This window comes from Variovorax sp. WS11, from assembly GCF_010499245.1.
GTDB lineage: Bacteria > Pseudomonadota > Gammaproteobacteria > Burkholderiales > Burkholderiaceae_C > Variovorax.
The window spans coordinates 3,853,696-3,866,529 of sequence record NZ_JAAGOW010000001.1 but is presented as its reverse complement, the minus strand read 5'-3'; the positions used below and the strand labels follow the sequence as shown (position 1 = coordinate 3,866,529).

The 12,834-nt window shown below is 68.9% G+C and carries 12 protein-coding genes; 3 read left to right on the top strand and 9 right to left on the bottom strand.

Annotation, left to right across the window (positions count from 1 at the left end; genetic code table 11):
* Positions 1-109: 109 nt before the first annotated feature.
* Both rtcR and GXN78_RS18955 read left to right on the top strand, forming a co-directional pair.
* A complete protein-coding gene (gene rtcR, locus GXN78_RS18960) occupies positions 110-1,711 on the top strand; it encodes an RNA repair transcriptional activator RtcR (protein ID WP_106557512.1) in 1,602 nt (533 codons plus the stop codon).
* Positions 1,712-1,719: 8 nt separating this feature from the next.
* Positions 1,720-2,688 (top strand): ornithine cyclodeaminase family protein, encoded by a 969-nt coding sequence (locus tag GXN78_RS18955; protein ID WP_106557513.1) that lies wholly within the window; start codon positions 1,720-1,722, stop codon positions 2,686-2,688.
* Here the strand turns inward: GXN78_RS18955 and GXN78_RS18950 are convergent.
* The 4 genes from GXN78_RS18950 to GXN78_RS18935 all read right to left on the bottom strand — a co-directional run bounded on the left by GXN78_RS18950 (position 2,660) and on the right by GXN78_RS18935 (position 6,336).
* A complete protein-coding gene (locus GXN78_RS18950; protein WP_106557514.1) occupies positions 2,660-3,658 on the bottom strand; it encodes a tripartite tricarboxylate transporter substrate binding protein in 999 nt (332 codons plus the stop codon). The genes GXN78_RS18955 and GXN78_RS18950 overlap by 29 nt on opposite strands.
* Before the next feature lie 94 nt (positions 3,659-3,752).
* A complete protein-coding gene (gene pcaF, locus GXN78_RS18945) occupies positions 3,753-4,958 on the bottom strand; it encodes a 3-oxoadipyl-CoA thiolase (RefSeq protein ID WP_106557515.1) in 1,206 nt (401 codons plus the stop codon).
* A 29-nt stretch (positions 4,959-4,987) separates the two neighbouring features.
* Positions 4,988-5,632: a 3-oxoacid CoA-transferase subunit B gene (locus GXN78_RS18940; RefSeq protein WP_181360569.1), complete on the bottom strand. Its 645-nt coding sequence runs from the start codon at positions 5,630-5,632 to the stop codon at positions 4,988-4,990.
* A gap of 2 nt (positions 5,633-5,634) precedes the next feature.
* Positions 5,635-6,336, bottom strand: coding sequence for a 3-oxoacid CoA-transferase subunit A (locus tag GXN78_RS18935; RefSeq protein WP_106557517.1), 702 nt, complete (start codon positions 6,334-6,336; stop codon positions 5,635-5,637).
* Positions 6,337-6,461: 125 nt separating this feature from the next.
* Between GXN78_RS18935 and GXN78_RS18930 the strand changes: the two genes are divergently transcribed.
* On the top strand, positions 6,462-7,244 hold the full coding sequence (locus GXN78_RS18930) for an IclR family transcriptional regulator (protein WP_106557518.1): 783 nt from the start codon (positions 6,462-6,464) through the stop codon (positions 7,242-7,244).
* Positions 7,245-7,253: 9 nt separating this feature from the next.
* On the opposite strand, the gene GXN78_RS18925 is transcribed toward GXN78_RS18930, so the two are convergent.
* The 5 genes from GXN78_RS18925 to GXN78_RS18905 all read right to left on the bottom strand — a co-directional run bounded on the left by GXN78_RS18925 (position 7,254) and on the right by GXN78_RS18905 (position 12,804).
* Entirely contained in the window at positions 7,254-7,643 is a 390-nt protein-coding gene (locus GXN78_RS18925) for a nuclear transport factor 2 family protein (RefSeq protein WP_106557519.1), read from the bottom strand.
* Between the two features lie 136 nt (positions 7,644-7,779).
* On the bottom strand, positions 7,780-8,145 hold the full coding sequence (locus GXN78_RS18920) for an HU family DNA-binding protein (protein ID WP_106557520.1): 366 nt from the start codon (positions 8,143-8,145) through the stop codon (positions 7,780-7,782).
* Positions 8,146-8,280: 135 nt separating this feature from the next.
* Complete coding sequence (locus GXN78_RS18915; protein ID WP_106557521.1) at positions 8,281-9,180, bottom strand: DMT family transporter; 900 nt, start codon at positions 9,178-9,180, stop codon at positions 8,281-8,283.
* Between the two features lie 133 nt (positions 9,181-9,313).
* Positions 9,314-10,912, bottom strand: a complete 1,599-nt coding sequence (locus GXN78_RS18910; RefSeq protein ID WP_106557522.1) for an MFS transporter — start codon at positions 10,910-10,912, stop codon at positions 9,314-9,316.
* 2 nt (positions 10,913-10,914) lie between these two features.
* A complete protein-coding gene (locus tag GXN78_RS18905) occupies positions 10,915-12,804 on the bottom strand; it encodes an amidohydrolase (protein WP_239142832.1) in 1,890 nt (629 codons plus the stop codon).
* Positions 12,805-12,834 lie beyond the last annotated feature (30 nt).

The following is a 12,834-nucleotide window of genomic DNA, read 5'->3' as shown; positions in this document are numbered from 1 at the left end:
TCAGACCGGATCAAGTCCTTGATGGCCAAGGTCTTTTTGCCTGGCCGGCACCGAAGTCCTCTGCGCATGGGCCCTCGTTCACTAGAATATTAGCTAACTATTTATCCAGATGAAATCCATCGTCGTCATCGGCTTCCTCGGCACACAGCTCGACGCCGGCCAGGCCGCGGGCCGTTGGGAGAAGTGGCGCCCCACCGTGTCGCTCGCGCAGCACGAGGACATGGCAGTCGCGCGCCTGGAGCTGCTCTACACACCGCGGCACCAGGCACTGGCCGAGCGGGTCCAGGCCGACATCGCCACCGTCTCGTCCGAGACCACGGTCCGGCTCGTCCCGCTCGAACTCGAGGACCCGTGGGATTTCGGCGAGGTCTACACCGGCTTGTACGACTGGGCCCGCGCCTACCCCTTCGACACCGAGCGCGAGCAGTACTGGGCGCACATCACCACCGGCACCCATGTCGCGCAGATCTGCATGTTCCTGCTGGCGGAATCGCGCGTGATCCCCGGCGTGCTGGTCCAGACCTCGCCGCCCAAACGGCAGCGCGAGGGCGACCCCGGCAAGTACGTGCTGATCGACCTCGACCTCTCGCGCTACGACGCGATGGCGCGCCGATTCGACGCCGAGCAGCGCGATGCTGTCGCCTTCCTGAAGAGCGGCATCGCCACGCGCAATGCGCGCTTCAACGCGCTCATCGACGAGATCGAGCGCGTGGCCGTGCGCTCGCGCGCGCCGATCCTGCTCGCCGGCCCCACGGGCGCGGGCAAGTCCTTCCTGGCGCGGCGCATGTTCGAGCTCAAGCAGTCGCGCCACCAGACCACGGGCCCCTTCGTCGAGGTGAACTGCGCCACGCTGCGCGGCGACGGCGCGGCCTCCACGCTCTTCGGCCACAAGAAGGGCGCGTTCACCGGCGCCGCGGGCGACCGCGCAGGCCTGCTGCGCACCGCTCACCAAGGCGTGCTGTTCCTCGACGAGATCGGTGAACTCGGCCTCGACGAGCAGGCCATGCTGCTCAAGGCCATCGAAGAGAAGCGCTTCTTCCCGGTGGGCGCCGACAAGGAGGTGGCGAGCGACTTCCAGCTCATCGCCGGCACCAACCGCGACCTGCGCAGCGACGTGGCCGAGGGGCGCTTTCGCGAAGACCTCTTCGCGCGCATCAACCTCTGGACCTACGACCTGCCCGGCCTCGCGCAGCGCCCCGAGGACATCGAGCCCAACATCGACCACCTGCTGGCCCTGCACGCGGCCGAGAACCACCGCGTCGCGCGCTTCAACGCCGAGGCGCGCGCCGCCTACCTGCGCTTCGCGCGCAACCCCGAGGCGCACTGGAGCGGCAATTTCCGCGACCTCTCGGCCAGCGTGACGCGGCTGGCGACGCTGGCCGACGGCGGGCGCATCACGACCGCGCTGGTCGATGCCGAGATCGCGCGGCTGCGCTGGCTCTGGAAGCGCGGCACGCCCGCCGGCGGGCCTGAGGCGGTCGAGCTCGGCAGCCTGCTCAGCCCCGAACGCGAGGCCGAGCTGGATCTCTTCGACCGCCTGCAGCTCGAGGCGGTGCTGCGCGTTTGCCGCGGCGCGCGCACGCTCTCGGACGCCGGCCGCCAGCTGTTCCAGGCCTCGCGCGCGCAGCGCTCGGTGGTCAATGACGCCGACCGCCTGCGCAAGTACCTGGCCAAGTACGGGCTCCAATGGAGCCAGTTGTCACCCCCTTGAGGCCTGCCATGCAGCATTTCGACGCCGACGCCACCCGATCCGCCCTGGATTTCGCCCGCCTGATCCCCGCCCTGCGCGCAGCCTTCGCGGGCGAAGCCACGGTCCCGCCGCGCCACGTGCACGCGGTCGAGGCGGGCAGCGACCGCGGCACGGTGCTGATCATGCCGGCCTGGAGCGAGGCGGGCTTTCTCGGCATCAAGACCATCAACATCTTTCCCGGCAACGGCACACGCGGGCTGCCGGGGCTGCACGCGACCTACATGCTCTACGACGCGCACACCGGCGTGCCGCTGGCGATGATGGACGGCAACGAGATCACGGCGCACCGGACGGCGGCGGCCTCGGCGCTCGGGGCGTCCTTTCTTGCGCGAAGGGATGCACGGCGCCTGCTCGTGCTGGGCACCGGCCGCGTCGCACGGCTGCTGCCGGCCGCGCATGCGGGCGCGCGTGCGATCGACGAGGTGTGGATCTGGAATCACCGCCCCGAAGGTGCGGAGGCCCTGGCGGCGCAGTGGCGCGGCGAAGGCTGGAACGCGCGTGCCGCGACCGACCTGGAGGCCGCCGTGCGCAGCGCCGACATCGTGAGCTGCGCGACGCTCGCCACCTCGCCGCTGGTCAAGGGCGAGTGGCTCGCGCCGGGGTCACACCTGGACCTGATCGGCAGTTTCACGCCGCAGATGCGCGAGGCGGACCCGGCCTGCTTTGCCGGAGCTCAGACCTTCGTCGATACCGAGGAGGCGCTGCAGAAGGCCGGCGATCTGCTCGATGCGATCGCCACCGGCACGTTGGCGCGCGATGCGGTGCGGGCCACGCTCGCCGACCTGTGCAAAGGCGTGCGCGGCGGCCGAGCGAGCGCCACGGAGCGCACCGTCTTCAAGGCCGTCGGCAGCGCGCTCGAGGATCTCGCAGCCGCCACGCTGGTGTGGCAGGCCGCGGATCAGGGCGCGATCAATCCAGCGAGACGTTCGCCTTCCTGATCACATCGCCGAAGCGCTGCGTCTCGCTCTTCACGAACTGGCTGAACTGGTCGCGCGTGGTCGGGAAGGGCTCGTAGCCGAAGCTCTTGAACTTCTCCTGCACGTCGGCTTCGGCCAGCCCCTTCTCGATGTCGCGCTTGATCTTGTCGGTCACTGCCGGGGGCAGGCCCTGCGGCACCGCGATCGCATTCCAGCCTGTCACCTCGAAGCCCTTGGGCCCGCCGGATTCGGCCACCGTCGGCACGTCCGGGAAAGCAGATACGCGCTGAGGCGCCGCCGCCGCCAGGAACTTCAGCTTGCCGGCGCGGTACAGCGGGCCGGCGGTGGCGCTCGTGCCCAGCGCGAAGGCGAGCTCGCCGGTGGACACCGAGGTGTAGAGCTGCGTCGTCTCCTTGTAGATCACGTGCTCCATCTGCGTGCCGGTGGCCGACTCGAACAGCTCCGAGCCCAGGTGCACCGGGTTGCCCACCGACCAGGAGCCGTAGTTGAGCTTGCCCGGATTGGCCTTGGCATCGGCGATCAGGTCGCCCACCGTCTTGTACTTGCTGTTGGTGGGCACGGTGAAGAAGAAGTAGGCCTTGAACAGCGGCAGCAGCGCGTCGAAGTCCTTGGCCGGGTCGTAGGGCAGCTTCTTGAACAGCGCCGGATAGGCCGCGAGGTGCACGTTGTCGAGCACCAGCAGGTCGTGCCCGTCCTTGGCGCCGCGCTTCCAGGCATCGATGGCAATGAAGCCGTTGCCGCCCGGGCGGTTCTCGACCACCACCGGCTGGCCCCAGGCGCGCGAGAGCTTGTCGGCCACCAGGCGCGCGACGCCGTCGGGTCCGCCGCCCACCGGGAAGGGCGTGATGATGCGCACCGGCTTGGTTGGGAACTGCTGGGCGCTCGCGGTGGCGGGCAGCAGGCCGCCCGCGGCCAGGGCCAGCGCGAGTGCCGTCAGGCCGCGGCGCGACATGAGGGATCTGAAGGACATGAAGAGTCTCCGTTATTGAAAATTCTTGAGCTGCGCGCAGCAGCCCCTGCCGCTACCGGCCGCTCCGGCAGCGGCACGCGCCGGGCGGGCCCGGTCAGACGCGTTCGAGGATCACCGCGATGCCTTGCCCCACGCCGATGCACATGGTGCACAGCGCATAGCGGCCGCCGCCCTTGTGCAGCTGGTTGACCGCGGTGGTCGCCAGCCGCGCGCCGCTGGCGCCCAGCGGATGGCCCAGCGCGATCGCGCCGCCGTTGATGTTGACGCGCGCATCGTCGTCCTTCAGGCCCAGAAGCCGCAGCACCGCGAGGCCCTGCGCAGCGAAGGCCTCGTTGAGCTCGATCACGTCGATCTGGTCGAGCTTCAGGCCGGTGAGCTTCAGCACCTTCTCGGTGGCCGGCGCCGGGCCGATGCCCATCACGCGCGGCGGCACGCCGGCGGTGGCCATGCCGACCACGCGGGCGCGCGGCGTCAGGCCGTGCTTCGCCGCGCTCGCCTCGTCGGCCAGCAGCAGCGCGCAGGCGCCGTCGTTCACGCCGCTGGCGTTGCCGGCCGTCACCGTGCCGTCGGGGCGCACCACGCCCTTGAGCTTGGCCAGGGCCTCCAGGCTGGTGTCGCGCGGATGCTCGTCCTTGTCGACGACGATCGCATCGCCCTTCTTCTGCGGCACGCTGACCGGCACGATCTCGGCATCGAAGAAGCCCGACTTCTGCGCCGCCACGGCGCGCTGCTGCGAGGCCAGCGCCATGCGGTCCTGCGCCTCACGCTCGATCTTGTGGTCGGTGGCGACGTTCTCTGCCGTCTCGGGCATGGAGTCGACGCCGTACTGCGCCTTCATCAGCTTGTTGACGAAGCGCCAGCCGATGGTGGTGTCGTACACCGCGTTGTTGCGGCTGAAGGCGCTCTCGGCCTTGGGCATCACGAAGGGGGCGCGGCTCATGCTCTCCACGCCGCCCGCGATCATCAGGCCCGCCTCGCCGGCCTTGATGGCGCGCGCCGCGCTGCCGAGCGCGTCGAGGCCCGAGCCGCACAGGCGGTTGATGGTGCCGCCGCCGACTTCGAGCGGCAGCCCCGCCAGCAGCGCCGACATGCGCGCCACGTTGCGGTTGTCCTCGCCGGCCTGGTTGGCACAGCCGTAGAGCACGTCGGCCACGGCCTGCCAGTCGACGTTCTTGTTGCGCTCCATCAGCGCCTTGATCGGCACGGCGCCCAGGTCATCGGCGCGCACGCCGGAGAGGGAACCGCCGTAGCGGCCGAAGGGGGTGCGAACGGCGTCGCAGATGAAGGCTTGGGTGGTCATGGTGTGTGTCTCTCAGGGATGTTTCCGTCTCAGGCAGCGATCGGCAGCCCGACCAGCTTCTCGAGCTCCGCATGCTCGAGGCCCTCGACCTTGTCGATCAGCTTCAGGCCCGCCGGCGTGCACTCGATCGTGGCGAGGTCGGAGTACACGCGCTTCACGCAGCCGATGCCGGTCAGCGGGTAGGTGCACTGCGCGACGATCTTGCTCTCGCCCTTCTTGGTGAGCAAGTCCATCATCACCCAGGTCTGCTTCGCACCGATGGCCAGGTCCATCGCGCCGCCGACGGCGGGGATGGCCCCCTCCTCGCCCGTGCTCCAGTTGGCCAGGTCGCCGGTGGCCGACACCTGGAAGGCGCCCAGCACGCAGATGTCGAGGTGGCCGCCGCGCATCATGGCGAAGCTGTCGGCATGGTGGAAGTAGGCGCCACCCGGCAGCAGCGTGACGGGCTGCTTGCCGGCGTTGATGAGGTCGTAGTCTTCCTGCCCCGCGGCAGGTGCCGCGCCCATGCCGAGGATGCCGTTCTCGCTGTGCAGGATGACTTCGCGGCCGGCCGGCAGGTGGTTGGCGACCAGCGTGGGCTGGCCGATGCCGAGGTTGACGACGGCGCCGTCGAAGATGTCCTGCGCCACGCGCGCGGCGAGCTGGTCCTTGGTGCGGCGTTGATAGTTGCTCATGGTCATGCTGCCTTCTTGAAGCCGCCGGCTTGCGTGGCCACGCGGTCGATCTTGACGATGTTGCTGACGAAGATGCCCGGGGTGACGACCGTCTCGGGGTCCATCTGGCCCAGTTCGACGATCTCGTGCACGGTGGCGATGGTGCGGTCGGACGCCATGGCCATCACCGGGCCGAAGTTGCGCGCCGCCTTGCGGTAGGTGAGGTTGCCCCAGCGGTCGCCCTGCTCGGCCTTGATCAGCGCGACGTCGCCGCGGATCGGGTACTCCAGCACGTATTGCTTGCCGTCGATGATGCGCGTCTCGCGCTCGCCGGCCAGCTGCGTGCCGTAGCCCGTGGGGCAGAAGAAGGCGCCGACGCCCGCGCCGGCGGCGCGGATGCGCTCGGCCAGGTTGCCCTGCGGCACCAGCTCGAGCTCCAGCTTGCCGGAACGGTAGAGCTCGTCGAACACATAGCTGTCGGCCTGGCGCGGGAAGCTGCAGATGATCTTGCGCACCCGCCCGGCCTTCAGCAGCGCAGCCAGGCCGGTGTCGCCGTTGCCGGCGTTGTTGTTGACGACGGTGAGCTCCTTGGCGCCCTGCTCGATCAGGCCGTCGATGAGCTCGTTGGGAATGCCGGCGGTGCCAAAGCCGCCGATGAGGACCGTGGCGCCGTCGGGGATGCCGGCCATGGCATCGGCGATCGAGCGGGCGATCTTGTTGATCATGGAATCTGTCTCCGGAGTAAGGGAAAAGCCGAAGGCCTCGGCTTCAGGCGTGGAGCACAATGTTCTGGTTTGTTCGTATCTTGAACATGTGTTCGTATAATGAATTCTAGAGAAAATCGCTCCTCATGGCAACCCTGAACAAACCCGCCGCCCCCACGCCCGGCGACAGCTACGTCCAGTCCTTCGCGCGCGGGCTGCAGGTCATCCGCTCCTTCAGCGAGCGAGCGCCGCGCCAGACGCTCAGCGAGGTCGCGGCCGCAACCGGGCTGACGCGGGCGGGCGCGCGGCGCATCCTGCTCACGCTGCAGACGCTGGGCTATGTGGACTTCGACGGCAAGCTGTTCGCGCTGACCCCGCGCATCCTCGACCTGGGCTTTGCCTACCTGTCGTCGATGCCGATCTGGAACCGCGCCGAGCCGGTGATGGAGGCGCTCGTGCAGCAGGTGCAGGAGTCCTGCTCGGCCGCGGTGCTCGACGACACCGACATCGTCTACGTGATGCGCGTTTCCACCCACAAGATCATGCGCATCAGCCTGGGCGTGGGCTCGCGCCTGCCGGCCTGGTGCACGTCGATGGGCCGGCTGCTGCTGGCCGACCTGGACGACGAGGCGCTGCGCGCGCGCCTCGAGACTTCGAACGTCGAGCCCCTCACGCGCCACACGCTGACCGACATCGACACGCTCGTCGCCAAGGTGCTGCAGGCGCGGCGGCAGCGCTGGTGCCTGGTGAACCAGGAGCTGGAAGAGGGCCTGATCTCGATCGCCGCGCCCATCGTGGACCGGGGCGGGCGCATGGTGGCGGCGCTCAACATCAGCGGGCAGGCCAACCGGACCAGCGCGAAGGTGATGCAGGAAACGATGCTGCCGGCGCTGGTGGAGGCGGCGCAGGAGATCTCGCGCCTGCTCTGATCGGGCAGGCTACTGGTTCGCCTGCAGCATCGCCGCCATCTTCTGGTGAATCAGGTTGATGGCCTTCAGCGGACGGATCATGACCTTGAAATCGACGATCCGCCCCTGGTCGTCCCACCGGATCATGTCGACGCCGTTGACGGCGATGCCCTCGATCTCGACCTGGAACTCCAGCACCGCGTCGCGCTCGCCGACGAGCTCGCGCACGTAGCGGAAGGACGGGTTGAAGAAGACGTGGAAGGCGGCGGACAGGTACTGCAGCGTCACGGCCTTCCCGGATTGTGGCGTGTGCACGACCGGGGAGTGGAAGACGACCTCGTTCGCGAAGAGCGCGTCCAGGCCCTTGGCATTGCGGGTGCGCACGAGTTCATGCCAGGTGGCGAGCGGAGTCTGTGTCATCGGCAACCTCCGGGAGTTGTGTCGTCTCGCGCGAGCATAGCCGACCCGCCCTGCGAGGGGCGCCAAGAAAAAGCCGCCCAGGGGCGGCTTCTTTTCAGCATCGCCGGCCCTGCGCAGGACCGGCCATCGCCGTGGCTTACTTCTTCTTGGCAGCGGCCTTCTTCGGCGCAGCAGCCTTCTTCGCGGCAGGCTTGGCCGCAGCCTTCTCGGCCTTGCGCTTGGCGGCCTTCGGGTCGATGGCGGCCTTGAAGGCGGCGCCCGGCACGAACTTCGGCACCTTGGTCGCGGCGATCTTGATCTTCGTGCCTGCCTGGGGGTTGAAGCCGGAGCGCGCGGCGCGGGCGACCTGCTTGAAAGTGCCGAAGCCGACGATCTGGACGGGGTCGTCCTTCTTCACGGCGTTGACGATGGCGTTGGTGACTGTTTCGAGGACGCGCGCGGCTTCGGCCTTGCTCAGCGTGTGGGCGGTGGCGATCTTCTCGACCAGTTCGATTCGGTTCATTCAGGATTCCTTGGATTGAGACACGCCGCGTTGCCAGCAGCGGCCCCGGCCGATGCCGGGGCGGGCGGAGTGTACTGGCTCCGAAGGGAGGGCCCTGGCAGGCAGCCCCAAGAGGACTGGCGAAAAGCGGTCCTCTCAGGCTTGCGGGAAGGCCTTGGTCCGATTCAAGGACCACCCGAGCGTCATTCCGGCAGCGGCAATCACGATGGCCGCCGAGCCGACGAGTTGCAGCGGCTTGAGCCGGTGGTCGAAGGCGACGAAGTCCACCACCATGGCGACGATCGGGTAGAGGAAGGACAGCGCGCCCACCGAGTGCGTCGGCAGCTTCTGGATCGCGCCGTACAGGAGCGCGAACACCAGGCCGGTGTACACCGCGCCCATCACCACGTAGTCGCCCCAGACGCGGTAGTCGGAGGGAAGATGCCTCAGGTCCGCAAAGGGCGCGATCATGAGGGTGCCGACCAGGACATGGATCAACGCGATGAGGTGCGGCGGCGTGTCGTCGAGCTTCTTGGTCACGATCGCCGAGATGGCGTAGAAGAACGCCGCACCGAGCGCCATCAACACGCCGGAAATGTAGGCCGAGTCCGGGCCGGCATAGGCCGCCGCGGACGGCCTGGCCTGCACGATGAGCAGCACGCCCGCGAACGCGATGCCAAGCCACGCGAGCTTGGCGGCGGTGATGCGCTCGGCAAAAAAGATGGCGCCGAGGCCGATCAGAATGAAGGGCTGCGTGTTGTAGACGGCGATGGCGACGGAGATCGAGGCCCGCGAGAAGGAGGCGAAGATCAGAAGCCAGTTGAGGACGATGGCCACGCCGCCGAGGGCGGCCCAGCCGACCTGCCTGAGCGTGAGCTTGCCGCGCAACGACCCCGTGAACGCACAAACCACGAGCAGCGTCGCCGCTCCGAAGACGCAGCGCCAAAACAGCAGCTCGGTGACCGGCTGCCCCGAGTAGACGACGAACCAGCCGATGGTTCCGGAGATCAGCATGGCCGCCATCATCTGGAGCGTGCCGGCGACTTTGTTGTTCATGCGGGAGGGGGTGGGGCTTTGGTCAGGGGCGAGCGCCCGTATTGTCGCCTCGGGTCCGACCCCTGCCGCCAACCTTTACTTCACCGCCCCGCAGCCCGTCTGCCTTTGCGGGCGCCCTGGCGACCCGCCCGGTTCACAGCGCCAGGAAATGATGCACCTCGGGCTTGCCGGGCCCGATGTGGAAGCGCAACACCTCGCTCTGCAGATCGGCGTCGGCCTGCGACACCCGATGGTGCTGTCGCAGGTGCTCCGCCCACGACTCGACGAGGAACCACTCCATCACCCGCTCGGGATCGGAGGTGTGCTCGTGGATGCCCCAGGCATAGGCGCCGTCGCGGCGGCGCTCCAGCGACAGGCGCTTCACGGCCTCGAGGAATGCCGGCCGGTCGTCCTTGCGGATGCGGTACTCGACCTGGATCATCACCGGCCCGCGGTCGTGCGGCACGGGTTCGGCCAACAGCGGCTCGGGCCAGTGGTTGGAGGGCTGCAGGTCGGCTTCGCCCTTGGGCAGCTTCACGCGGTGGAACAGCAAGCCCGCCACCACCAGCCCCAGCGCGCCTGCGACGAGCGTGCCCGGCACGCCGACCGCTTGCGCCACCAGGCCCCAGCCCAGGCTGCCCGCAGCCATCGCGCCATTGAACACGGTGAGATACACCGCCAGCCCGCGGCCGCGGACCCAGTTGGGCAGGATGGACTGCGCCACGCCGTTGAGCGTCGTCAACGCCACGATCCAGCCCAGCCCCAGCAGCAGCAGCAGCGCCACGGCCAGCCACTTCGGCGGCGAGAAGACCAGGCTCCCCATCACGGCGGCGGTGAGCAAGGCGGCCAGCAGCAGCATGGCGTCTGCGTCGAGCCGGGCGCGCAGCCGCGGCATCACCAATGCGCCGCCGATGGCACCCGCGCCCACCGCGCCCAGCAGCACGCCGTAGAAGTCGGCGCCACCGGCGAGCATCTGGCGCGCCACCAGCGGCAGCAGCGCCCACACCGAGCTCGCGAACACGAAGAATACCGCCGCGCGCAGCAGCACCACGTGCAGCTCGCGGCTGGCGCGGGTGTAGCGCAGTCCCGCGCGGAAGGCGCCGAGGAAGTTCTCCGAAAGCGCGCTGTCGGCGGCCGCTGGCCGCTTCCACCACAGCAGCGCCGCGATCACGAACACGTAGCTCAGCACGTCCAAGCCGTAGGTCGCCGCCGCGCCGAAGCCGGCAAGGATCAGGCCGCCCGCCGCCGGCCCGATCGAGCGCGCGATGTTGATGCCCAGCGAGTTCAAGGCCACCGCGCCCTTGAGCTCCGTGCGCGGCACCAGCTCGGGCACGATCGCCTGCCAGGTCGGCCCCATCAGCGCCGCGCCGATGCCCCCGGCGAAGGTCAGCGCGATGAGGTACTCCACCGTCAGCGCGCCCGTGTGCGAGAGCACCAGCAGCGTGCCACTGACGGCCGCTAGCACCAGTTGCACGAAGATCAGGAAGCGGCGCCGGTCGAGGATGTCCGAGAGCACCCCCGCCGGGATGGCCAGCAGGAAGACGGGCAAGGTGGCGGCCGTCTGAATCAGCGCGACCGCGGTCGGGCTGGCCGACAAGTCCGTCACCAGCCACGAGCTCGCGACGTCGCGCATGAAGCTGCCGATGTTGCCGAGCACCGTGGCGGCCCAGAGCACCGCGAAGACCGGCTGGCGCAGCGGCGCGAAGGCGCCCGGCTGGGCGACCGCTTTGGCAGCAGGCTGGGTTTCAGGCATGGTCACACCGCCCAGCAGGCGCAGCCGAGCGCGCCCCAGAAGCTCTTGAGGTCGGACGCCGGCACTTTGCTGGCCCAGGCCGACGCGTGGCTGTGGCCATGAATGCCGCAGCCGTTCGCGCAACTGCAGGCCACGGCCGCGCGGCGCAGCGCCGACTGCATGGAGGTGCCTTCCTTCTCGCCCCAGCCGCCATAGCCGCCGTAGCGGCGCACCGGCGACCAATCGGGCATGGCCAGCGGCGGCGCACCCTCGTCGTGCGGTTCGAAGGCGCCCGCGGCATAGACCACCTTGCCGCCCACCATCGTGAGCAGCGCCGTCGTGTCGGCGATCTCCGACTCGGCACACGCGAAGAAGTCGCGGTCCGGTATGACCAAGTCGGCGAACTGGCCCACCGCGATCTGCCCCTTCTTGCCTTCTTCGTTGGAGAACCAGGTCACCTTCTCGGTCCACATCCGCAGCGCCGCCTCGCGGTCGAGCAAGTTGCGCTGCGGGGTGATCTGCAGGCCGCCGACGGTCTTGCCGGTGATCAGCCAGGACAACGACACCCACGGGTTGTAGGAGGCGACGCGGGTCGCATCGGTGCCGGCGGAGACCTTCACGCCCTCCTCCAGCATGCGCTTGACCGGCGGGGTGGCCTCGGCCGCCGCGGCACCGTAGCGCTCGACGAAGTACTCGCCCTGGTAAGCCATGCGGTGCTGCACCGCCACCCCGCCGCCGAGCGCGGCGATGCGGTCGATGGATTTCTCCGAGATGGTCTCGGCATGGTCGAAGAACCAGTTCAGGCCCGCGAGCGGAATGTCCTGGTTCACCTTCTCGAAGACATCGAGCGCGCGGGTGATGGTCTCGTCGTAGGTGGCGTGCATGCGCCAGGGCCAGCGGTTCTGCGCCAGGATGCGAATCACCTCTTCCAGCTCGCCCTCCATCTCGGGCGCCATGTCGGGCCGCGGCTGGCGGAAGTCCTCGAAGTCGGCCGCCGAAAAGACCAGCATTTCGCCCGCGCCGTTGTGGCGGAAGTAGTCGTCGCCCTGCTTGTACTTCGAGCTCGCCGTCCAGTTCAGGAAGTCCTGCTTCTCCTGCTTGCCCTTCCGCGTGAACAGGTTGTAGGCCAGGCGGATGGTGAGCTGGCCCGCATCGGCGAGCTGCTGGATGACCTGGTAGTCCTCGGGGTAGTTCTGGAAGCCGCCGCCGGCGTCGATGGCGCCGGTCACGCCCAGGCGGTTGAGCTCGCGCATGAAGTGGCGGGTGGAATTGAGTTGGTACTCGATCGGCAGCTTCGGCCCCTTGGCAAGGGTGGCGTAGAGGATGGCCGCGTTGGGCTTGGCCAGCAGCAGGCCGGTGGGGTTGCCGTTGGCATCCCGCGTGATCTCGCCGCCGGGCGGCTGCGGCGTGTCCTTGGTGTAGCCCACGGCGCGCAGCGCGGCGGCGTTGAGCAGCGCGCGGTCGTAGAGGTGAAGGATGAACACCGGCGTGTCGGGCGCCACCGCGTTGAGCTCCTCGATGGTGGGCAGGCGTTTCTCCGTGAACTGGTGCTCGGTGAAGCCGCCGACGACGCGCACCCACTGGGGGGCCGGTGTGATCGCCACTTGGCGCTTCAGCATCGCCATCGCATCGGCCAGGCTGCGCACGCCGTCCCAGCGCAGCTCGAGGTTGAAGTTGAGCCCGCCGCGGATGATGTGGATGTGGTTGTCGATGAGGCCGGGCAGCACGGGCCGGCCCATGAGGTCGATGACGCGGGTGTGGTGCCCGGCAAGCGGCAGGATGTCTTCCGAGCGGCCTACGCCGATGAAGCGGCCATCCCGGATGGCCACGGCGCCGGCGCTGGGGTTGGCGCGGTCCAGTGTCGTGATGCGGCCGTTGTGCAGGATCAGGTCGGGGGTCTGGATGTCGGACATGGCAGGCTTGATCGAGTCGGTGGTTTGCGC

Excerpts from the sequence above, each read along its gene's own strand:
- GXN78_RS18910 (WP_106557522.1), bottom strand. The coding sequence starts at position 10,912 with ATGCCTGAAACCCAGCCTGCTGCCAAAGCGGTCGCCCAGCCGGGCGCC.
- GXN78_RS18915 (WP_106557521.1), bottom strand. The coding sequence starts at position 9,180 with ATGAACAACAAAGTCGCCGGCACGCTCCAGATGATGGCGGCCATGCTG.
- GXN78_RS18930 (WP_106557518.1), top strand. The coding sequence starts at position 6,462 with ATGGCAACCCTGAACAAACCCGCCGCCCCCACGCCCGGCGACAGCTAC.
- rtcR (WP_106557512.1), top strand. The coding sequence starts at position 110 with ATGAAATCCATCGTCGTCATCGGCTTCCTCGGCACACAGCTCGACGCC.
- GXN78_RS18925 (WP_106557519.1), bottom strand. The coding sequence starts at position 7,643 with ATGACACAGACTCCGCTCGCCACCTGGCATGAACTCGTGCGCACCCGC.
- pcaF (WP_106557515.1), bottom strand. The coding sequence starts at position 4,958 with ATGACCACCCAAGCCTTCATCTGCGACGCCGTTCGCACCCCCTTCGGC.
- GXN78_RS18950 (WP_106557514.1), bottom strand. The coding sequence starts at position 3,658 with ATGTCCTTCAGATCCCTCATGTCGCGCCGCGGCCTGACGGCACTCGCG.
- GXN78_RS18920 (WP_106557520.1), bottom strand. The coding sequence starts at position 8,145 with ATGAACCGAATCGAACTGGTCGAGAAGATCGCCACCGCCCACACGCTG.
- GXN78_RS18955 (WP_106557513.1), top strand. The coding sequence starts at position 1,720 with ATGCAGCATTTCGACGCCGACGCCACCCGATCCGCCCTGGATTTCGCC.
- GXN78_RS18940 (WP_181360569.1), bottom strand. The coding sequence starts at position 5,632 with ATGAGCAACTATCAACGCCGCACCAAGGACCAGCTCGCCGCGCGCGTG.
- GXN78_RS18935 (WP_106557517.1), bottom strand. The coding sequence starts at position 6,336 with ATGATCAACAAGATCGCCCGCTCGATCGCCGATGCCATGGCCGGCATC.
- GXN78_RS18905 (WP_239142832.1), bottom strand. The coding sequence starts at position 12,804 with ATGTCCGACATCCAGACCCCCGACCTGATCCTGCACAACGGCCGCATC.